The sequence below is a fragment of the Janthinobacterium sp. CG_23.3 genome (assembly GCF_046115965.1).
Lineage (GTDB): Bacteria > Pseudomonadota > Gammaproteobacteria > Burkholderiales > Burkholderiaceae_D > Janthinobacterium.
Map to the genome: position 1 here is coordinate 17,265 of NZ_JBJXIB010000031.1, position 19,817 is coordinate 37,081.

The following is a 19,817-nucleotide window of genomic DNA, read 5'->3' on the forward strand; positions in this document are numbered from 1 at the left end:
TTGGATAGATTGGACGAAATAGTGTACTCAATTTCAAATGGATTTTTTTTGCTGTTTATAGCTTTTTCAATGCTAGGCACTGTAAAGATATACATTGGAGGCAACCTCAACTGGGTTATCTCTCTGCTGCTACTAATTTCGGCCGTATGCTTCGCACTCACCACGACGCCCTTAACGCGTCGCCTCGCATCACTGATTGTTTTGGTCAAGCCCTACAAGCCGATGCTTCTAGGCTGGATGCTGTTCATGACAGGCATTGCGATCTCGGGCGCACTGCACAATGGAACCGGACTCTACACCATAGCGAAATATGTAGTTATTTTGCTGGTCTTGCTACTCCTGCTGCTGCTGGGCACCACCTCCGCCCAGCTGGAAAAAGCACTGACGCTTGCACTCGTTGTTTCCGTTATTCCCCTGATTTTCTTCATTGTTTTCCGTTTTAACAACGCGATGGTGATTTTGGGCGACGGGCGCATGGGTTGGCTTGCAATCTGGCCGGGCGTGCTATGGAAAGCCGGCGCTTATATGTGGCCTTGCGCGCTGTGGCATCATGTCAAACGACCGACCTGGACGACCGCGGGCCTGGCGGCCTTGTCCATGCTGGCGATGGCGCTGGACGGCAGCCGAACCTCCGTTCTATGGCTGGGCGTGACGTGGGCCGCGCTGGCGGCATGCGGCGTCTGGCTGAAGGTGCCCGGCCGCGGCCTGCGCGCCCACGCCGGCCTGATGGTCTTGGCCGCGTTGCTCTTCACTCTGGCCCAACCCGTCATGCTCACCTGGGTCGAAGGCCGCTATGACACGCAGATCGTCAGCAGCATCGAAAAAGTGAAGAGTTTTTCGTTTAGTTTCCGCGCGAACCCGACGCCGCAAGCCGGTGCCGCTACGACGCCCGCCACCATACAGTCGCCGGCGGATGTGATCGCGTCAATCGAAAACAGCGCCCGCTCGTCGCGCCTGGTGAAAGGCAACGTTACGACCCGCCAATTCATGTTGCAGGATGGCTGGAGGCAGGCCCTCGCCCAATTCCCTTGGGGTTGCGGATTCGGCTGCACCACCATCGAAGAAAACGGTGAACGAACCGTGATCCACATGACCTATCTACAGATACTCGGCGACGAAGGCATTATTGCGCTGGCCGGTTACATGTTGTTCATGTTGTTCCCTCTGTATCGGGCGATACAATACCTGGTCGAACGGCCCGCAGTCCTGGCCGAGCGCTTCGATTTGATGCTGGCGCCCGTATCGATCCTATCTCTGTATTTGTTGACCGGCTTCCTACACCCGCTGAGCAACGAATTGACGGAATGGGCCCTGGTGGTGGGCGCGATTGCTAGTGTGATGATTCATGTCAAGCGTAGCGATTAATGCAGCCTGGCTGTTGTTGGCCCAGATAGGCGGCCTGCTGATACCGCTCATCGAACTTCCGATCCTGGCCCGAGCTCTGGGGCAGCAAGGCTACGGGGAAATCATGTACGCCTTGGGCATCGCGATGACGGCGGCCGTCTTTGTCGAATTTGGCTTTAGCTTCAGCGCCGCCCGCAGAGTGGTCGGCGCCAACGGTGACCGCGCGGCGCTGGGCCAGTTGGTGGCCGATGTACTGTGCGCCAAACTGATGCTGAGCGCGGCCGTGGGTGTCGTCATTGCCGCCATTATGCTTTTCGGCACTGGCGCGACTGCCCTTCCCAGCCATTGGTTCATTTGGATCGCGATGTTTACCGTGGCGTTCGGCTTCAGCCCGATATGGTATTATTTCGGCACGGAAAAACTGATGTTGCCCGCAATGCTAGATTTTGGTTTGCGCGGAACAGGATTGCTGCTTGTCATTCTTACGGTCTCGACGCCCCAGCACACCGAGCGAGTATTGCTTATCCAGGCTAGCATTGGCGTCCTCAACACCCTGGTCCCCACGCTCGCCATGCTGCGCCAAACCGGCATCGGCCGCTTTGAGGTCGGAGGTGGATGGCGGGTGTTGCGCGAAAGCTGGGATCTGTTCCTGTATAAAGGCGCGCAAGCGGTCATGGGTTCGGTCGCCTCGACCATGTTAGGCGGGCTGGGCGGAGCACGTGCCGTGGGCACGTTCGTTCCGGCGGAGAAACTGGTGCGTGCCGCCACCGGTCTGGCGGGACCGTTACTCAACGCGGCGTTCCCGCATCTGGTCAGAATGCAGTCAACTTCGCAGAGCGAAGCAAAGAAGAGCGTCGGGATCTGGCTGATCGCGCTGGCGCTGGCCACCGTTGCCTTCGCTGCGACAACGACCGTGCTCGCCCCATGGGTGGTGCATCTGGCGTTCGGCCCGGGCTATACTGACGCGGTGCCTCTGTTACGCATGCTGGTATGGATCGTGCCAATGCGCGTCTGTAGCATGGCGGTGGGCATTCTCTGGTTCATCCCTACCGGTCGGGAACAGCTTGCCAGTCGCGTCATGATTATGAATATCGGCGTGATCTGCCTGTTGGCGCTGTGGCTGGTGCCAACGCTGGGTGCCATCGGCATGGCGGCGGCGTTTTTTTGCGCCGAGGCAATGAGCTGCGTCGCGCTAGCCTATTTTTTTGCGAAGAAATAGACTGTATTGGCCCGAAGACAGCAAGGCTTTGATAGATAAACGGAAGCTCCTGGCTTGCTCGTCTTGGCGCGTGACAGAACAACACATTAACATAGGTTCATAGAATGATTACCGTATTGACCCCCACTTACAACCGCGCCTACATCCTGGAGCGGGTGTTTCAATGCCTACAGCAGCAAACCGACAGGCAGTTCGAATGGCTGGTGGTGGACGACGGCAGCACCGACGCCACCGAGGAGTTGGTGCGGGGATGGACGGGGCAAGCGGATTTCAGCGTGCGCTACGTCCACCAAAAAAACGGTGGCAAACATATCGCCATCAATACCGGCGCGGTCCAGGCCGCCGGCGACTGGGTCTTAATTCTCGACAGCGACGATGCGCTGAGCGACGACGCCATTGCCGCCATACGCCTGGCCATCGCCGACCACGCGGCGCCCGACTTGGCCGGCGTGTGTTTCCGCAAGTCACACTTCAGCGGCGGCCTGATTGGCGAAAGCAAGCCGTTGGAGCCCAAACAATTCCTGCATCCGACCGCCGCCGGGCACCTCCTGAAGGGAGATCTTGCTTATGTGTTCAAGCGCTCGTCGTTACTGGCCCATCCGTTTCCGGTCATCCCAGGTGAACAATTTGTTCCCGAACTATACATATGGAACAAGATCGGAGACGCGGGCAGAATCTTGTTCATGACGATGCAATCCATCTATTTGTGCGATTACCTTCCCGACGGCTATTCGAAAAACTTCCTGCAGAACTTGCGGCGTAATCCGCAGGGCTTCCTCACGTATTACCGCTCACAATTTTCCCGCGAAAAAATCGGCTTGCAAAAATTAAAGTGCGCCGTCAGAAGCTTACAATGCCTATATTACGCGCTGATGAAAAAAAACAGCGTATGAAAATATTGTTTGTTATTACCGGCCTGGGCGTCGGCGGCGCCGAAAGCCAGGTCATTGACCTTGCCGATCGTTTTGCCCAGCGCGGTGCGACCGTGGTGCTCGCGTATTTAACCGGTGAACCCGGCATCCTGCCCCGCCATAGCGCAATACAAGTGCGCGGCTTGGGCATGACGCATTCGTTCGCCGGCATGGCCTGCGGCTACCGCGCCCTGCGGCGCCTGATCCGCGACTATCAGCCCGACGTGGTCCACAGCCATATGGTGCATGCCAATTTGCTGGCGCGCCTGGTGCGCTTGACCAGCAAGGTGCCGCGCTTGATTTGCACCGCACACAGCACCAATGAAGGCGGCAGGCTGCGTATGCTGGCCTACCGTTTAACGGACCGTTTGGGCGACCTGTTTACCAACGTCAGCGGCAACGCCGTGGCCATGTTCGAGGCAAAGGGCGCCGCACCCAAGGGCCGCATGCTGGCCGTCACAAATGGCATCGACACCGACAGATTCCGCAGCGACGGCGCGGCGCGTCAGCAACTGCGCGCGGCGGCCGGGCTGGCCGTCGATACCCGCCTCGTCCTGGCGGTGGGCCGCCTGGCCGAGGCGAAGGATTACCCCAACCTGCTGCGGGCGTTTTCCAGCGTCGACCAAGGCGCGCGCAAGACGGTGCTGTGGATCGCCGGCGCCGGCGCGCTCCTTCCCGAGCTGCAAGGCTTGGCGGCCCAACTGAACTTGCAGGACAACGTTACCTTCCTCGGCGTGCGCGCAGATACCGAGGCGCTCTACAACGCCGCCGACGTCTTCGTCCTGTCCTCGCGCTGGGAGGGTTTCGGCTTGGTTGTGGCGGAGGCGATGGCGAGCGAAAAAGTGGTCGTGGCGACCGATTGCGGCGGCGTGTTGGAAGTGCTTGGCGACTGTGGTTTACTGGTCCCTCCGCAAAATTCCGAACGCCTTGCCGGCGCGCTCGAGCAAGCATTGGCCATGGGCCCGGCGCAGTCGGCCGGGCTCGGCGCGCGGGCGCGCCAACGGGTACTGACGCGCTATTCATTACAACAAACCGTGGCGACCTGGGAGGCTCTTTACCGACGTGGGCGCCTGCCCCAGGAGGCATGAGAGGCCACGCCCCATGCCCGTCCAACCAGAATTTTAGAAGAGTGAAACAATGCGGTCGAACCCTCCCGTAACAACAGAAGCTTACAAATTGGCCTTAGTTTCCAATCAAGCATTTTCAATTTTCAATTTCCGCGGCCCGCTGGTGGCCGAAATGATTCAACGCGGCTGCACCGTATATGCCTTGGCGCCCGATTACGACACCGCCAGCCGCGCCGCAGTGCGCGCATTGGGCGCGATACCACTAGACTGCTCGATGTCGCGTACCGGCATGAACCCGGTCAGGGATCTGTTGGACTTGCTGCGCCTGGCGTGGCTACTGCGTAAATTGAACGTGGACGCGAGTTTTACCTATTTTATCAAGCCGGTGATCTACGGAACCTTGGCCGCGCGTCTTGCCGGCGTGAAAAAGAGATATGCCATGATTGAAGGAGCTGGCTACGTGTTCATTGACGAAGCCGCGCCAACCAAGCGCCGACGTTTGTTGCGCGCCTTTGTGACCCGGCTCTACCGAGCCGGTTTGAGCCAGGCCGACCGGGTATTCATGCTCAACGGCGACGACAAACAGCTGTTCGTCGACGAAAACATGGTGGACGCCGACAAGGTTCAGTTATTGAATGGCATCGGACTCGATCTGCGGCATTTCCAGACGACGGCACCGGCGTTGCCACCATTCACCTTCCTGCTAGTCGCCAGATTATTGCGCGAAAAGGGCATCTACGAGTACGTGACGGCGGCGCGCGAAGTGAAGGCACGACACCCGGCGGCGCGCTTTATTCTGGTCGGAAGCATAGACTTGAATCCCGGCTCCATCGCCGAATCCGAGGTGCGCGCCTGGGTTGCCGAAGGGCTCATCGAATGGCCCGGACAAGTGGCGGACGTACGCCCTTGGATAGCGCAGGCCAGCGTGTTTGTTTTGCCGTCCTACCGCGAGGGGTTGCCCCGTAGCACGCAGGAGGCGATGGCGATGGGCCGTCCGGTAATTACCACAGACGTCCCGGGTTGCCGGGACACGGTGGCGGATGGCGTTAATGGATTCATCGTGCCGGCCCGCGATGCCGGCGCACTGGCGGGGGCAATGCGGCGTTTCATCGACCAGCCCGAACTGGTGCCGTCGATGGGCAAAGCCGGACGCTGTGTGGCAGAGCAAAAATACGACGTCCACACAATAAACGCTGTTATTTTAGATATAATGAATATTAAGCCTGAATTAAAAATTCCGGCCCATTCGCTTAGCCAGTAAAATTCCCGCCCTTCGCGTCGACTGGCCGGCATGGCGACAATAACATGCTTACTGCAACTAAAAACAATATATTTATATTTATCAAGAATAATTCGATGCAGCCGCAATGCATTGTCCCCAGGCTGAAGAACAGGTGCCAAAAAAATGAAAATTCTCGTGACAGGCGCTGACGGCTTTGTCGGAAAGGCGCTGTGTGACGCTCTTCACACGCGTGGCCTCGCCGCAGTGCGCGCGGTGCGAACCGGGGGCAATGGTAAAGTTGGCGTTGGCAATTTATCCACGACGACCAATTGGCAAGCCGCATTGGCCGGATGCGACGCGGTCATTCATTTGGCGGCGCGGGTGCATGTCATGAACGAACAAACCCATGCGCCCCTGGCTGAGTTTCGCGCCATCAATGTGGACGCGACGATGAATTTGGCAAGGCAGGCCGTCGCTGCGGGGATTCGACGCTTTGTTTTCGTCAGCAGCGTCAAGGTCAACGGGGAGGAAACGTTTGGCGCCCCGTTCACGGCATTTGACGTAGCCGCGCCGCAGGATGCGTATGGGCAGTCGAAATGGGAGGCCGAGCTTGGCTTGCGCGCCCTGGCACAGGAAACCGGGCTTGAAGTCGTGATCGTGCGCCCACCGTTGGTTTACGGGCCCGGCGTGCGCGCAAACTTCCTTAATTTGATGCGACTGGTGCAAACCGGACTGCCCCTTCCGTTGGGAGCCATTCACAACCGCCGCAGCATGGTTGCGCTAGAGAATCTGGTGGATTTGTTGATACTGTGCTGCCAGCACCGCCAAGCGGCGGGGCAGGTTTTCATGGTGTCGGACGGTCACGACGTCAGCATGACTGAGTTGCTGCGCCTGCTTTCCGGCGCAATGAAACGTCGCCTCTGCTTGCTGCCTCTACCGGCCAGCATCATTTCCGGATCAGCGCGCCTGCTCGGAAAATCCGCCGTGGCAAGCCGCTTGCTAGGCTCCTTGCAGGTCGACATTACCCATACACGGAACACCCTTTCCTGGCGGCCCGTAGCGACGATGCAGGAAGCGCTAGGCAAAACCGCAGTTCATTTTTTGTCACACCGTTGACGGTTTTTATGAAAAAAATATTTGATGTACTATCAGCCTTGTTCGCCCTGTGCATTTTTTTAGTGCCAATTACCGTTGTCGCAATATTGGTCAAAATTACGTCCTCAGGCCCGGCGATCTACTGGTCGGACCGGGTCGGACGGAACAACCGTATTTTTCGGATGCCGAAATTTCGTACGATGCGGGTTGGCACCCCTGCGGTGGCGACTCATTTATTACAAGATCCTGACAGCGTCTTGACGCCGATCGGTTCTTTTTTGCGCAAATCCAGTCTCGATGAATTGCCCCAATTGTGGAGCATACTGCGCGGCGACATGAGCGTGGTCGGTCCGCGCCCCGCGCTGTTTAACCAGCAAGATTTGATCGAGCAACGCACTGTCTGCGGTGTTAGCGGAATGCTGCCGGGCCTGACTGGCTGGGCCCAGATTAACGGCAGGGATGAATTGCCGGTGCCTGACAAGGTTAAATTGGATCTGGAATATATGACCAGACAATCCTTTGTCTTCGACCTTAAAATCATTCTACTAACCATATTAAAAGTGGTCCGCCGCGATGGAATCGTCCATTAAGCATCGCCCCCCCCCCTTATGATTTACAGAAATGCAACGGACGACGCGCCATGTATTTGATTGCACCAGCCCCCAAGGAAAAATGAGTCCTCTTAGCACTTTATCGCGCCTGCGCAAACAAATCATCGCGGCGACGGCCGACTTCATTCTGTTGCCGCTGACGTTCACCGTGGCTATTTTGCTGCGCTATGACATGGTCGACAACCTGGTATTCAGACAATATTTTTGGTTGATTCTGGCGGTACCCCTGATTTCGCTGCCGATTTTCTACGGCCTGGGCCTGTACCGGGCGGTGATCCGTTTCGTCGACCAGAAAATCGTCTATGTAGTGATCATGGGGGTAACGATTTCGGTGGTGGTCCTGGTCGCGCTGGCCGCCTTTCTCACCCATATGGAAGGATTTTCGCGCGGCGTGTTTGGTATATATTGGGTCAGCGCCATCACCTATATGGTCGCAAGCCGCTTTGTCACCCGTAATTTCTTGCTGCTGGTGCGGGGCCGTTACGAACAGAACGCGGTCAGGGTGGCCATTTACGGCGCGGGCAAGGCCGGCACGCAATTGGCCAGCGCCTTGCGCGCGGGCCATGAATACCTGCCGGTTGCCTTCATCGACGATATGTTAGAGCTGCGCGGTGCGAGCATCGGCGGGATCAAGGTACACCCCTCCTCCGAACTGTCCGACATCATTGCGAAATTTGAACTGAGCGAAATCCTGCTGGCGATGCCGTCGCTGTCGAAGAGCCAACAGAAGCGCATTCTCGACAGGCTCGAGGTGTTCAAGGTGAAAATCAAGGTCACCCCACCGGTCGAGAGCCTGGTCAGCGGCGAGCTGAGCCTGCAAGACGTGCGCGATATCGAGATCGAGGATCTATTAGGACGCGACCCGGTGGCGCCCAATCTGGGCTTGATTGCCTCTTGCATCACTGGAAAATCGGTCATGGTGACCGGCGCCGGCGGATCGATCGGTTCGGAACTATGCCGGCAGATTATTCGTTTGCGCCCAACCCGGCTGATTCTACTTGAGATGTCCGAGTTCGCACTCTATTCCATCAAGCAGGAACTAAAAGGACTCAACTCCAGTTGCAATTTGCAGGTTGAATTGCGGCCATTCTTGGGTTCCGTGCTCGACAAGGAAAAATGTAAACGCATCCTCGATACTTTCAGTGTCGATACGATCTACCACGCCGCCGCCTACAAGCACGTCCCCCTGGTGGAACACAATCCGATCGAGGGTGTCCGCAACAACGTATTTGGCACTCTCAGCATTGCCGAGGCGGCGATCGCCGCCAAGGTAAAGTGTTTCGTGCTCATATCAACCGACAAAGCGGTGCGCCCGACCAACGTCATGGGTTCGACCAAACGCTTTGCCGAACTGATTTTGCAGGCTTTCGCCCGAGAGCAATCAAAAACCCGTTTTTGCATGGTGCGTTTTGGCAATGTACTGGGTTCGTCTGGCTCAGTGGTGCCACTGTTTCACAAGCAGATCATGACGGGCGGACCTATCACGCTGACTCATCCGGAAATTACCCGCTATTTCATGACCATACCAGAGGCGGCACAACTGGTCCTACAAGCCGGGGCCATGGGCGAAGGCGGCGATGTGTTCGTGCTTGACATGGGCGAGCCGGTAAAGATCATGGATCTGGCCGAACGCATGATTCATTTGAGCGGCCTGGAAGTGCGCAGCAAAGCCGCGCCGGACGGCATCGAGATCGAACATGTCGGGCTGCGGCCAGGCGAAAAGCTGTACGAGGAATTGCTGATCGGCGAAAACGTCGAGGGCACAGAGCATCCCTTGATCATGCGTGCCCAGGAATCAAAAATTCCTTGGCCTGCATTACAGGCGCTGCTGAGCGACCTCGACAATGCTTGCAACTCGTTCGATCATGAAGGGGTGCGCGCCTTGCTGTTACGCGCCGTAGTCGAATATGCGCCGCAATGCGACATCGAAGACTTCCTCTGGGTCGAAAAGAACAAGCGCTTAGATGCAGTGCCGGGTAAAACACTGAAGACCATCCAACCGGTCAAAAACATACGTTGAGAGCCTGCGGCGGCAGGCTGCACGGGGCGACATACCGCTGCTTGCCGTTTTTGTTCGATGCATTTCCGGATCGCCGGCATGTTCCGGTTCTTGGTCGAACTTGGCGCCGCGATCAGGGCGTCCGCGAAGCGGCCTTTTCTCGTCAACAAACGGCGATCGATGAGCATCGGATCATCTCCACGAGTATGGCCCGGGGCGAGCCATTCGCTTCGAGCAAATGGCGAAACCCCATCCGGCACCCCTGTGTGATCGGCCGGCGTCCGCGCTTGCGGCTCTTCGAATAACCATGCTCGAGCATGTCGATCGGCGTACCCCGCAACACAATCTGCACAATCTTCGCCAAGAAGATATCGCCTCGTGCTTGCCGGGAAAAAATGACTTGGTTTGATGCCGCCGGTTTCATCCGGTGGATGTGACAGGGGACAAGCTTATAAAACGTTCAAGGACGCCACCCGGTTGCGAACCGGGCGTATAAATCCGCGCTTCCCTCGCGTCCTGAATGTATTTCCAATCTTAACTCTTCCGCAAACCACCCAGCAGCGCCGCGACTTTTTGCTTCGGCTTGGCGACGGGCAGCGTGCTGACAGGCGCCGGCGCGGCGGCGGCCGGCTCGTACGGCTTGGAAAACCACGGATCGGCCTTCTCACGCCGCGGCAGCGGACCGTTGCTGGAGCGGCCGCGTTCGCGCTCGGGCGGACGCATCGACGAACGGATCTCGTCGCCGCTCGAGGCGGCTTGGCGCGGCGGGCGCGCCTCGGCGGCGTCGAAGGACGGGCGCGGACGCCGGCTGTCGCCGCGCTCGCCCCGTTCGGCGCCGGCGCCGGCGCGCACGGCGGTCGGCGTGAAACCGGCCAGTTCGCCGCGCGTGATGGTTTGCTTGATCAGCTTTTCAATGTCGAGCAACAAGCGCTCGTCCTTGTCCGAGAAGATCGAAATGGCGTCGCCGGAGGCGCCGGCGCGGCCGGTGCGGCCGATCCGGTGCACATAGTCCTCGGCGTTGTAGGGCAGGTCGAAATTGATCACGCACGGCAGGTCGGTGATGTCGAGGCCGCGCGCGGCGACGTCGGTGGCCACCAGCACGTCGATCTCGCCCTTTTTAAACGCCTCCAGCGCCGCCATGCGTTCCTGCTGGGTCTTGTCGCCGTGGATCGCGGTGCATTTGACGCCCTCTTGCTCGAGGCTGCGCGCCAGGCGCGAGGCGCCGATCTTGGTGTTCGAGAAGATCAGGATTTGCTTGAGGTCGCGGCCGCGGATCAGATGGGCGACGACGTCGCGCTTGTGCTCGTCGGCGACCTTGTAGACCACCTGGGTAACCTTGTCGGCAGTCTGGTTGCTGCGCGCCACCTCGATCAACAGCGGATTGTTGAGGAAACTACCGGCCAGCTTCTTGATCTCGCCCGAAAACGTCGCCGAGAACATCAGGTTCTGGCGCTGCTTCGGCAGCATGTTGATGATGCGCTGCAAGTCGGGCAGGAAGCCCATATCGAGCATGCGGTCGGCCTCGTCCATGACGAGGATTTGCACCTGCGACAGGTTCAGCGTCTTTTGTTGCACGTGGTCGAGCAGGCGGCCGGGCGTGGCGATGACGATTTCAACGCCGGCGCGCAGCGCCGCCGTCTGCGGCGCCATGTCCATGCCGCCGAACACGACGGTCGAACGCAGCGGCGTGTGGCGGGCGTAGGCCTTGACGTTTTCGGCCACTTGCACCGCCAGCTCGCGGGTCGGCGTCAACACCAGCGCGCGCACCGGGTGGCGCGCCGGCGACATGCTGGAACTGGCGTGCGCCAGCAGCAACTGGATGATCGGCAGCGAAAAGCCGGCCGTCTTGCCGGTGCCGGTTTGCGCGGCGCCCATCACGTCGCGCCCTTGCAGCACGATCGGGATCGCCTGCGCCTGGATCGGCGTCGGATGGACGTAACCCTGGTCGTTCAGCGCGCGTAGGATGTCCGGCGACAGGCCGAAGTCGGCAAAGCGCACGGCCGCTTCGGCGGCGGGGACGGATGCGGGGGCGGCAGGCGCGGCGGCCTCGACGGAGGGTGCGGCAGCCGGTGCGGCGGCCTCGACGGAGGGTGCGGCAGCCGGTGCGGCGGCCTCGACGGCGGGCACGGCTGCCGGTGCGGCGGCCTCGGCGGCCGCGCCGGTCGGGATACTGGGCAAGGTGGTGAACTCGGTTTCGGACATAGGTATCTGGTGTGCCCCCGAACTGCGGGAGGCCGTGCTTTCTTCAATAAACTACATTTTCTGGGCGCAGGCGGCGTTTCGCATGGCTTCGTTCGCTCGCCAAAGATCATACCTCGTACCGCGCCTCTTTGCTCCGAGGCCATCTGCGTTGCGCGTGCTGGGAGCGGTGGACGGGTGCGGGGCGGCGACAACGCGGACCAGCCGCCATGAAGATCAAGCCTGGCATAGCGCGCGCAGACGAGGATACAATATCAGTGCCCTAAACGATACCCTAAATTAGCGCAACTGTACACGGAAACCGCGTTTTCCATGGAAAATATGTTGCAATTAGGCAATAATAGAGCCGAGCGAACGCGCCGCCGCCGGCACCCGATAACGACGATTACCACGACAATGACCACCATGCACACCGCCACGCCCCCGCCCGAGCCGCCGCCGACGCCGCCGCCCGAGCCAGACCCGAACTCATGCTGCAACAGCGGCTGCAACTACTGCGTGCTGGATATGTACCAGGACGAGCTGGCGCAATACCGGCGCGCGCTGGCGGTGTGGCAGCTGCGCCGGGGCGCCGCCGCGGACGCCGCTTAAAACGCCTCCCATTCGTCCTTGCCGGCGGCGGGCGCGGCCGCGACCCGGCGCGGCGCGGCCGGCGCGGCGACCGCCGGGCGCGCCCGCGCGGCCGGCTTGCGCGCCGCGCGCGGCGGCGCCACCAGCGTCTGGTCCAGCTTGAACACGCCGACCACCTCGGCCAGCGTCCTGGCCTGGTCCTGCATCGATTCGGCCGCCGCGGCCGCCTGCTCGACCAGCGCGGCGTTTTGCTGGGTCACCTGGTCCATCTGGGCGATCGCCTGGTTGACCTGCTCGATGCCGGCGCTCTGCTCCTGGCTGGCGGCGGTGATCTCGCTCATGATGTCGGTGACGCGGGTGATGCTGGCGACGATCTCATCCATCGTACTGCCGGCCTGGTTGACCAGGCGCGAGCCGGCGCCGACCTTCTCGACCGAATCGCCGATCAGCGTCTTGATGTCCTTGGCCGCCGCCGCCGAGCGCTGCGCCAGGTTGCGCACCTCCGAGGCGACCACGGCGAAGCCGCGGCCCTGCTCGCCGGCGCGGGCGGCCTCGACCGCCGCGTTCAACGCCAGGATATTGGTCTGGAAGGCTATGCCGTCGATGACGGCGATGATGTCGACGATTTTCTTCGACGATTCGTTGATCGAGGCCATCGTGCCGACCACCTCGCCGACCACCGTGCCGCCGCGCAGCGCGATGCCGGAAGCCGACGCCGCCAGTGTGTTGGCCTGGCGCGCGTTGTCGGCGTTCTGCCGCACCGTCGCGGTCAGTTGCTCCATCGACGAGGCGGTCTCCTCCAGCGAGCTGGCCTGTTGCTCGGTGCGCGACGACAAGTCCTGGTTGCCGGCGGCGATTTCGCTCGACGCGGTGGCTATCGTGTCGGTGCCGCTGCGCACCTGGCCGACCAGGCGCAGCAGGCTGGCGTTCATGTCCTTGAGCGCCTGCATCAGCTGGCCGGTCTCGTCGCTCGACGCCACCTGGATATCGGCCGTCAGGTCGCCGCCGGCCACCCGCCGCGCCAGGCCGACGGCGGCGTTCAAGGGCCGCGAGACGATGCGCGCGACCCACAACGCCAGCAGCATGCCGATCAGCACGCTACCCGCCAGCATGACAATGGCGCTCAGGCGCGCATTGCCGTAGGTGCGGTCGGCGGCCTCGCTGGCGGCGGCGCCGCCGTCGATATTCAAGGCTACCAGTTGATTGATCAGCGTCGACATCTGCGCCAGCATGGCCGAGGTGGGGCCGCTCAGCAGCGCGCGGGCCTCGTCCTTTTTCAACTGGCGCGACAAGTCGATCATCTTGTTGTGCTCGGGCAGATAGCTGTCGCTCAGCTTGACGAACTCGCCGTACAGCGCGCGCTCCTGCTGGCTACTGATCAGTTTGGCGTACTTGTCGCCGTCGAGCTTTAACTGCGCCAGGATCTCGGCCATGCGCTTTTCCGGCAGCGCCATGCCGGCCGCGTCCGGATAGAGCAGATGCGACAGTTCCCAACGGCGCAACTCGCCCAGGCCGGACTTGACCGTCAGCACCGCCTGCACGCTCGGCATCCATTTATCGGATAACTCGGCCGAGGCCGCATTGATGCGCGCCATCGACACGATGCCGGAGACGCCCAGCGCCACCGTCAATAGCAACACCGCGCCGAACGACCAGACCAGCTTGGTGGCAATTTTTTAAGTCGTAAAACCATTTCATCGTGTTTCCTCGGTGGGCGTGGGTGGAAGTGGCGTGGGGCGAACGGTGATTCTCAATGAAAATATTCTAGCACCGCATTCCGGCCCGGCAGAAAATATATGCGCCGCCTTGCATGCCGTACGGCGCCGACGCGGGCGGCCGCTGGACGCGGGCGCTTATTTGATATAAGTTAATTTTTTCCCTTACCCAAAATGGATCCCCGATGCCCCAGCAACAGCAGGCACCCGACCCGGCGACGGTCGTGCAAGCCCAGCTCGACGCCTACAACGCCCACGACGTCGAGGCCCTGCTTGCCGTCTACGCAGACGACGTGCAACATTTCCAGCATCCAGACACGCTGCTCGCCAGCGGCAGCGAGGCGATCCGGGCCCGCTTTACGGCCCGCTTCGCCAGCGGCAAGCCGCGCGCGGTGCTGCTGCACCGCATCGTCTGTGGCGACACCGTGATCGACCACGAAACCGTACATAGCAGCTCGGCCGACGGTCCCGTCAGCGTCGACCTGGTCGCCATCTACGAGGTGCGCGACGAGCGCATCGCCAGGGCCTGGTTCATGCTCGGCGCCCAGACACCGGCCGGCGCGCGGTGAGCGCCGCACCGGCGTTGCGCTTGGCGCTGCCGGACGACGTGGCGCGCATGGAGGCGCTGATCGCCCGTTCCGGCATCGAACTGAGCGCGGGTTTCTACAGCGAACGCCAGGCAGCCGCCGTCACCCGGCACGTCTTCGGCGTCGACTCGCAACTGATCGCCGACCAGACTTATTTCCTGATCGAACAAGACGGCGCCCTGCTCGCCTGCGGCGGCTGGAGCAAACGGCGCACGCTGTTCGGCGGCGACCGCGCCAAATCCGGTGCCGATCCGCTGCTCGACCCGGCGCTGGAGGCGGCGCTGGAGGCGGCGCGCATCCGCGCCTTCTTCGTGGCGCCGGACATGGCGCGGCGCGGCCTGGGCCGGCAACTGCTGCGCCACTGCAGCGAACAAGCGCTGGCGGCGGACTTCGACGCGCTGGAACTGGCCGCGACCATGCCGGGCGTACCGCTCTACCTGGCGGCCGGCTTCGACGTGGTTGAACGCTTCGAGCTGAGCCTGCCCGGCGACGTCAGCGTACCGCTGGCGCGCATGCGCAAACACATCGGCCCGCTCTGAGCGAACGCCGCTACGTTAGCGCCGCCGGCGCGCCGCTGTTGCGCTTCCGCATCAAGCGGCCTTATTGCTCTTGCGCAATACCCAGAGAACTCCTACCATCCCATGCAGCAGCGTGCCCGGCGACATCGACGGCGCCCCTTCCGCTTGGCGCGGAACCCTTCTCATGGAATAGTGAAATGAACATCAAAACAACTCTCTCGGTCCTGCTGGCGGGCGTATTCAGCGCCGGCCTGGTACAAGCGGAAACGGGCGTCACGGCCGAGCTGGGCAGCACTGGCGTAGGCGCGCACCTGAGCGTGCCGCTGCAGGCAAACCTGAACGTGCGCGTCGGCGCGAATTACCTGAACTACTCGTACAACGCCAATACCTCCGACGTCGACTACGACTTCAAGATGAAACTGCGCACCGTCGACGCCCTGCTCGACTTTTTCCCGATGAACAACGGCTTCCGCGTCAGCGCCGGGTTGGTCTACAACGGCAACAAAATCGACGCGCACGGCAAACCCACCGGCACCGGCACCTACACGATCAACGGCCACACCTACCTGGCGACGAGCGTCGGCACGCTCGACGGCAACGTCGACTTCCGCAAAAGCGCGCCCTATCTCGGCATCGGCTGGGGCAACGCCGCCGCGCCGGGCAAGGGCTGGGGCTTCTCCAGCGACTTCGGCGTGATGTTCCAAGGCTCGCCGTCGACTTCCCTGAAGAACAACCACTGCGTCGCCCCCACCCAGGTTTGCACCCAACTGGCGGCCGACATCGTCGCCGAAAACGCCAAACTGACGGACGAGGCCAGCGACTTCAAGCTGTACCCGGTAATCCGCTTCGGCGCCAGCTACCGCTTCTAGCACGTCCGCGCAAGTTAGCGCGCCGGCAGCGCTTGTACTTGCGCATAAAAATCACCCCTCCTCGACACCCAGCCAAGCAATGCGGCCATGACCGGCCTCGTCCAGGCGGGCCAGCAGCGCTGCGGCGGCCGCGTCGGAGAGACTGAAATCGAAGCGGACCTGCTCGCCATGCGCAACGTCCAGCAAAGTCGCCCCGGCAATCTCAAGCTCGCGCCGCATCAACCCTTCCAGCGCATACGGGAAGCCGCAGCGCAGCGTGCGCAACTTTACTATGGTGATTTTTTGCGCAAGCAAAAGCGCTTGCGCGACGCTGTCCGTATAGGCCCGCACCAAGCCGCCAGCGCCCAGTTTCACGCCGCCGTAATAACGCACCACCGTCGCCAGCACGCCGTCCAAGTCCTGATGGCGCAACACCTCGAACATCGGGCGGCCCGCCGTTCCGCCCGGCTCGCCATCGTCGACCGCCGCCGACTCTCCGCCGGCCAGCAAGGCCCAGCAGACATGCGCGGCGGCCGGGTGCTGCAGGCGCAATTGGGCGACGGCCTGTTGCGCCGCGGCGCGATCCGCGACAGGCTGGACGCAGCCGAGGAAACGGCTTTTTTTGATGAACAGTTCACTGTGGGCGGCGACGGAAATTGTTTGGGGCATCGAGGAGAAAGATGGTATTCCGGCTGGATACTAAGCTCCCAGCGTGATATTTGGTTATATTTCAATGTTGAATATTTTATACTTCCAGGCGTTGCTTAATGCTATATTTCCAGCACGCGCCGGACGCCGCTTAAGCGTTCTATTCGACTGCGCCCGACGCGCCTTGTTTCAAATCGGCTTTTAAATTTCACTCTTAACTTTGAAAAGTGGGGACGCAATGATTTCAATTAAAAAAGCACTGTTTGTATTCTGCATGGCACTCGGCCTGTCAGGTTCCATCGCCAACGCGACCGCCGGCCTCTACACCCAAGCCCAGTGCGACGCCTTGGAAACAAAATGCCAGAACGGCGTGCCGCGGGCCTGCGAATTGCTGGCGCGCCACTGCCCTTGATCGTGCCGGGTTGAAGGGCTGGCGTGTTCGCCAGGCATCAAGAAAAAGCACGCATCGTTTTCGCGTGCTTTTTTTCTCGACACGCCTCGCTACCGCAGTATAGCGGTCCCGGTCGCGCTTGGCACCGTCAAGGCGGGCGCCGACCCGGGATCAACTCACTCATGACCAAGGCGGTGGCGTCGGCGGACAGCGGCTGCTCGGTCTGCCAATGGTGCCAATAAAGCGTGAGTTCGATGGCTTGCGAGGGGGCTAGCCCAAGTAGTTTTCCGGACAATCCTCCAGTGGGGACCATAGCTTAAACTGCTGTTTCACATCGTGGGTCCACTCTATACGTCCCTTGAGTTGGAGAGCAACTGCACCTTCCGCGTCTGGCTACCGCACACAACCCCGGTCTGCGTGCCGGGCTTTCTTCATTTCGCTGGCGCTGGATGGCGCCGCGCGGCTGCCCTGCTGGGCAAAAATGAAAGTGGGGCACAGCAAAAAGAGGTTACGCGGAAAATCGCGTAACCTCTTGAATATACCGGATAAATTTGGTGGGCCTCCCGTGAGTCGAACACGGCACCAACGGATTATGAGTCGGCAAGAAATGACAATTATTGCCGTTGATTTGCATAGAGAAAAACCGACATTCCTAGGAAAATCAACTACTTACGCTATTCAATACGCTGCATTGCATTTGATTGAAGTTGATTGATATACTCAAACTTGGGTTACATTGCGGTTACATGGATTACACGGGGGAGTGTTCAGCGATGGCAAAGGTAAAATTTACGGCTGGTCGGGTTGAGGACCACAAGTGCGCAAATGACAAACCGCAAGCTTTCATATGGGATACCGAAGCGCCGGGACTGGGGCTTCGGGCAACACCATTTTCCGGGAAGCCAAAAGACGCCCCAAAGTCCTACGTGTTTCAATCCAAGTTGAACGGGAAAACGCTGCGCATCACTATTGGCGGCCGCAAGGCATGGGGAATCGACGCCGCGCAAGCCGAAGCCCGTCGCCTGAAAGTTCTTACTGATAACGGGATAGACCCGCGCCAAGTGAGGTCCGATGCAACCGCCGCACAACAGACCGCCAAGACCGCCGCCGCCGCCGCCGTGGTGCGCGACTCTATAACTCTGGGCGACGTGTGGCCGATGTACATTGCCGACAGAGCACCGCAATGGGGCGAGCGACACGCCGCCGACCATTTGAGGATGATAAAGCCGGGCGGGGAGCCAAGAACCCGCAGCAACAAGACGGTGACGGAACCCGCCCCGCTGGCATCGCTGGCCGGGGTGCGACTGGTGGAACTGACCGCCAAGCGCATCGAAGCATGGGCCAAGACCGAAGCCGCGACCCGCCCGACAAGCGCCCGCCTTGCATGGCGTATGCTCAAAGCCTGCCTGAACTGGTGCACGGAACATCCGGTGTATGGCGAAATCATCACGGCCAATCCGGCGCAAAGCAAGAAGGCCCGCGAGAGCCTGGGCAAGCCGAGCGTGAAAAATGACGTGCTCCAGCGCGAACAGTTGCCCGCGTGGTTCGCCGCCGTACGCCAGATTAGCAACCCGGTTACTTCAGCCTATCTGCAATGCTTGCTGCTGTCCGGTGCGCGCCGCGAGGAAATAGGCCGTATGAAGTGGGATGACGTGGATTTTCAATGGAAAAGCATCACAATCCGTGACAAGGTTGACGGCTTGCGCGTGGTGCCGCTGACCCCTTATATGGAACACTTGCTGGCCGCCCTTCCTCGCCGCAATGAATGGGTGTTCTCAAGTATGACCGCCGCCGATGGCTGCCTTGCCGACCCAACCGCGCCACACAAGAAGGCTTGCGCCATTGCCGCGCTCGACCTGTCATTACATGGCCTGCGCCGGTCCTTTGCCAGCCTGTGCGAGTGGACCGAGACGCCCGCAGGCATCGCCGCGCAAATTCAGGGACACAAGCCGCAAGGCGTGAGGGAGCAAAACTATATCCGCCGCCCGCTCGACCTACTGCGCATGTGGCACGTCAAGTTTGAAGCCTGGATGTTGGAACAGGCCGGAATCGACTTTGTGCCAGTCGCACCGGGCCTGCGAGTTATCACCGCCGCCTGACGGGTTCAGGCAACAGTTTAAAGCGCCAGTCTAGTTTTAGCGGACGAAAAGCCGGACACCTTCACCGGCCTGACTGGTGCCCCATTTCAAAACGAAGGCGCTTGAAGGAGCGTGTAGTGGGAACAAGACACAAGGAACGAGCCAAATTGCTATGGCTAAAGCGCCGGGTTGCACTGGATGAAGCGCCTTACCTCGTGATAGACAAACTTGACGGCATGTACGACGACGCTTTTTCATTGCTGCTAGAGGCTGTGAAGGACAAGCGCCTACCTGCTGAGATAAATCCAGAAACCTCATGGGATTTGCTGGACGGGGATGCCGAAATTATTGATTCTGTGGATGCACGGAAAACAACTGTGGCAACTGCTGATTTGTTGACGTGGTTAGAACCTATCATAAGCCAACTCGAGAGCCAAGCCGAAGCGCCGCAGGTATCGACGCCACATACAGCGCCAGCAAGTGACCCGTTGACGCCTGCCTCCGAACCTCTAGTCAACGGATTGACCACGGCGCAGATTGTCGAAGCGTTCGATGGCCTAGTTACTTTTAACTTGGCTAAGTCGATGACCGACAAGGCCGTGTGGACTCACGACGCAAGAATTACAAGCGGCACCAAAGGGGGGAGGTACAAGTCACTTTGGAACCCTGTGATAATGGCGACCGCGCTACATGAACGAAATAATGCACCAATGCCGAAGCTGAACCAAGCATTCAACTCCTGCACGTTCTTGGCCGACTGGCGGGAAGAATGGAACAGGTATTCGAAAATGTAGG

At 60.3% G+C, this 19,817-nt stretch carries 17 protein-coding genes and 1 pseudogene; 15 read left to right on the forward strand and 3 right to left on the reverse strand.

The features are described 5' to 3' along the window. Positions 1 to 9: 9 nt before the first annotated feature. The 8 genes from ACFDR9_RS10115 (at position 10) to ACFDR9_RS10150 (ending at position 9,489) form a co-directional block, all read left to right on the forward strand. Complete coding sequence (locus tag ACFDR9_RS10115) at positions 10 to 1,365, forward strand: hypothetical protein (RefSeq protein ID WP_409030912.1); 1,356 nt, start codon at positions 10 to 12, stop codon at positions 1,363 to 1,365. After that, positions 1,346 to 2,563 (forward strand): oligosaccharide flippase family protein, encoded by a 1,218-nt coding sequence (locus ACFDR9_RS10120; RefSeq protein ID WP_409030913.1) that lies wholly within the window; start codon positions 1,346 to 1,348, stop codon positions 2,561 to 2,563. Before ACFDR9_RS10115 ends, ACFDR9_RS10120 begins: the two co-directional genes overlap by 20 nt. A gap of 104 nt (positions 2,564 to 2,667) precedes the next feature. Continuing rightward, positions 2,668 to 3,456, forward strand: a complete 789-nt coding sequence (locus tag ACFDR9_RS10125) for a glycosyltransferase family 2 protein (protein ID WP_409030914.1) — start codon at positions 2,668 to 2,670, stop codon at positions 3,454 to 3,456. Further along, positions 3,417 to 4,562, forward strand: a complete 1,146-nt coding sequence (locus tag ACFDR9_RS10130) for a glycosyltransferase (RefSeq protein WP_409030915.1) — start codon at positions 3,417 to 3,419, stop codon at positions 4,560 to 4,562. Before ACFDR9_RS10125 ends, ACFDR9_RS10130 begins: the two co-directional genes overlap by 40 nt. 88 nt (positions 4,563 to 4,650) lie before the next feature. After that, a complete protein-coding gene (locus tag ACFDR9_RS10135) occupies positions 4,651 to 5,802 on the forward strand; it encodes a glycosyltransferase family 4 protein (protein WP_409030916.1) in 1,152 nt (383 codons plus the stop codon). Between the two features lie 144 nt (positions 5,803 to 5,946). Continuing rightward, entirely contained in the window at positions 5,947 to 6,879 is a 933-nt protein-coding gene (locus tag ACFDR9_RS10140) for a UDP-glucose 4-epimerase family protein (protein WP_409030917.1), read from the forward strand. A gap of 8 nt (positions 6,880 to 6,887) precedes the next feature. Beyond that, positions 6,888 to 7,448 (forward strand): sugar transferase, encoded by a 561-nt coding sequence (locus ACFDR9_RS10145; protein WP_409030918.1) that lies wholly within the window; start codon positions 6,888 to 6,890, stop codon positions 7,446 to 7,448. An 82-nt stretch (positions 7,449 to 7,530) separates the two neighbouring features. Then, the gene (locus ACFDR9_RS10150) at positions 7,531 to 9,489 is read left to right on the forward strand and encodes a polysaccharide biosynthesis protein (RefSeq protein ID WP_409030934.1); all 1,959 of its coding nucleotides are present in this window, start codon (positions 7,531 to 7,533) and stop codon (positions 9,487 to 9,489) included. A 513-nt stretch (positions 9,490 to 10,002) separates the two neighbouring features. On the opposite strand, the gene ACFDR9_RS10155 is transcribed toward ACFDR9_RS10150, so the two are convergent. Next, complete coding sequence (locus ACFDR9_RS10155; RefSeq protein WP_409030919.1) at positions 10,003 to 11,670, reverse strand: DEAD/DEAH box helicase; 1,668 nt, start codon at positions 11,668 to 11,670, stop codon at positions 10,003 to 10,005. A gap of 393 nt (positions 11,671 to 12,063) precedes the next feature. Here ACFDR9_RS10155 and ACFDR9_RS10160 point away from each other — a divergent pair, with 393 nt between their 5' ends. After that, positions 12,064 to 12,258: an oxidoreductase-like domain-containing protein gene (locus ACFDR9_RS10160; RefSeq protein ID WP_409030920.1), complete on the forward strand. Its 195-nt coding sequence runs from the start codon at positions 12,064 to 12,066 to the stop codon at positions 12,256 to 12,258. Here ACFDR9_RS10160 and ACFDR9_RS10165 read toward each other — a convergent pair. Further along, positions 12,255 to 13,935, reverse strand: a pseudogene (locus ACFDR9_RS10165) (methyl-accepting chemotaxis protein). The gene ACFDR9_RS10160 and the pseudogene ACFDR9_RS10165 sit on opposite strands and share 4 nt — an antisense overlap. Before the next feature lie 202 nt (positions 13,936 to 14,137). On the opposite strand from ACFDR9_RS10165, the gene ACFDR9_RS10170 reads away from it, so the two are divergent. The 3 genes from ACFDR9_RS10170 (at position 14,138) to ACFDR9_RS10180 (ending at position 15,926) form a co-directional block, all read left to right on the forward strand. Continuing rightward, on the forward strand, positions 14,138 to 14,521 hold the full coding sequence (locus tag ACFDR9_RS10170) for a nuclear transport factor 2 family protein (protein WP_409030921.1): 384 nt from the start codon (positions 14,138 to 14,140) through the stop codon (positions 14,519 to 14,521). Further along, entirely contained in the window at positions 14,518 to 15,078 is a 561-nt protein-coding gene (locus tag ACFDR9_RS10175) for a GNAT family N-acetyltransferase (RefSeq protein ID WP_409030922.1), read from the forward strand. The genes ACFDR9_RS10170 and ACFDR9_RS10175 overlap by 4 nt, the downstream gene beginning before the upstream one ends. 176 nt (positions 15,079 to 15,254) lie before the next feature. After that, complete coding sequence (locus ACFDR9_RS10180) at positions 15,255 to 15,926, forward strand: hypothetical protein (protein ID WP_409030923.1); 672 nt, start codon at positions 15,255 to 15,257, stop codon at positions 15,924 to 15,926. Between the two features lie 51 nt (positions 15,927 to 15,977). Here ACFDR9_RS10180 and ACFDR9_RS10185 read toward each other — a convergent pair whose 3' ends face one another. After that, positions 15,978 to 16,574 (reverse strand): IMPACT family protein, encoded by a 597-nt coding sequence (locus ACFDR9_RS10185; RefSeq protein ID WP_409030924.1) that lies wholly within the window; start codon positions 16,572 to 16,574, stop codon positions 15,978 to 15,980. 217 nt (positions 16,575 to 16,791) lie between these two features. Here ACFDR9_RS10185 and ACFDR9_RS10190 point away from each other — a divergent pair, with 217 nt between their 5' ends. From ACFDR9_RS10190 to ACFDR9_RS10200, 3 genes are all read left to right on the forward strand, one after another. Continuing rightward, the gene (locus ACFDR9_RS10190) at positions 16,792 to 16,965 is read left to right on the forward strand and encodes a hypothetical protein (RefSeq protein ID WP_157406645.1); all 174 of its coding nucleotides are present in this window, start codon (positions 16,792 to 16,794) and stop codon (positions 16,963 to 16,965) included. A 686-nt stretch (positions 16,966 to 17,651) separates the two neighbouring features. Then, the gene (locus ACFDR9_RS10195) at positions 17,652 to 19,043 is read left to right on the forward strand and encodes a tyrosine-type recombinase/integrase (protein WP_409030925.1); all 1,392 of its coding nucleotides are present in this window, start codon (positions 17,652 to 17,654) and stop codon (positions 19,041 to 19,043) included. Positions 19,044 to 19,159: 116 nt separating this feature from the next. Further along, complete coding sequence (locus ACFDR9_RS10200) at positions 19,160 to 19,816, forward strand: hypothetical protein (protein ID WP_409030926.1); 657 nt, start codon at positions 19,160 to 19,162, stop codon at positions 19,814 to 19,816. Position 19,817: the final 1 nt, after the last annotated feature.

Coding starts and splice junctions, on each gene's coding strand:
- ACFDR9_RS10120 (WP_409030913.1), top strand. CDS start 1,346: ATGTCAAGCGTAGCGATTAATGCAGCCTGGCTGTTGTTGGCCCAGATA.
- ACFDR9_RS10125 (WP_409030914.1), top strand. CDS start 2,668: ATGATTACCGTATTGACCCCCACTTACAACCGCGCCTACATCCTGGAG.
- ACFDR9_RS10130 (WP_409030915.1), top strand. CDS start 3,417: ATGCCTATATTACGCGCTGATGAAAAAAAACAGCGTATGAAAATATTG.
- ACFDR9_RS10140 (WP_409030917.1), top strand. CDS start 5,947: ATGAAAATTCTCGTGACAGGCGCTGACGGCTTTGTCGGAAAGGCGCTG.
- ACFDR9_RS10145 (WP_409030918.1), top strand. CDS start 6,888: ATGAAAAAAATATTTGATGTACTATCAGCCTTGTTCGCCCTGTGCATT.
- ACFDR9_RS10150 (WP_409030934.1), top strand. CDS start 7,531: ATGAGTCCTCTTAGCACTTTATCGCGCCTGCGCAAACAAATCATCGCG.
- ACFDR9_RS10155 (WP_409030919.1), bottom strand. CDS start 11,670: ATGTCCGAAACCGAGTTCACCACCTTGCCCAGTATCCCGACCGGCGCG.
- ACFDR9_RS10160 (WP_409030920.1), top strand. CDS start 12,064: ATGACCACCATGCACACCGCCACGCCCCCGCCCGAGCCGCCGCCGACG.
- ACFDR9_RS10170 (WP_409030921.1), top strand. CDS start 14,138: ATGCCCCAGCAACAGCAGGCACCCGACCCGGCGACGGTCGTGCAAGCC.
- ACFDR9_RS10180 (WP_409030923.1), top strand. CDS start 15,255: ATGAACATCAAAACAACTCTCTCGGTCCTGCTGGCGGGCGTATTCAGC.
- ACFDR9_RS10185 (WP_409030924.1), bottom strand. CDS start 16,574: ATGCCCCAAACAATTTCCGTCGCCGCCCACAGTGAACTGTTCATCAAA.
- ACFDR9_RS10190 (WP_157406645.1), top strand. CDS start 16,792: ATGATTTCAATTAAAAAAGCACTGTTTGTATTCTGCATGGCACTCGGC.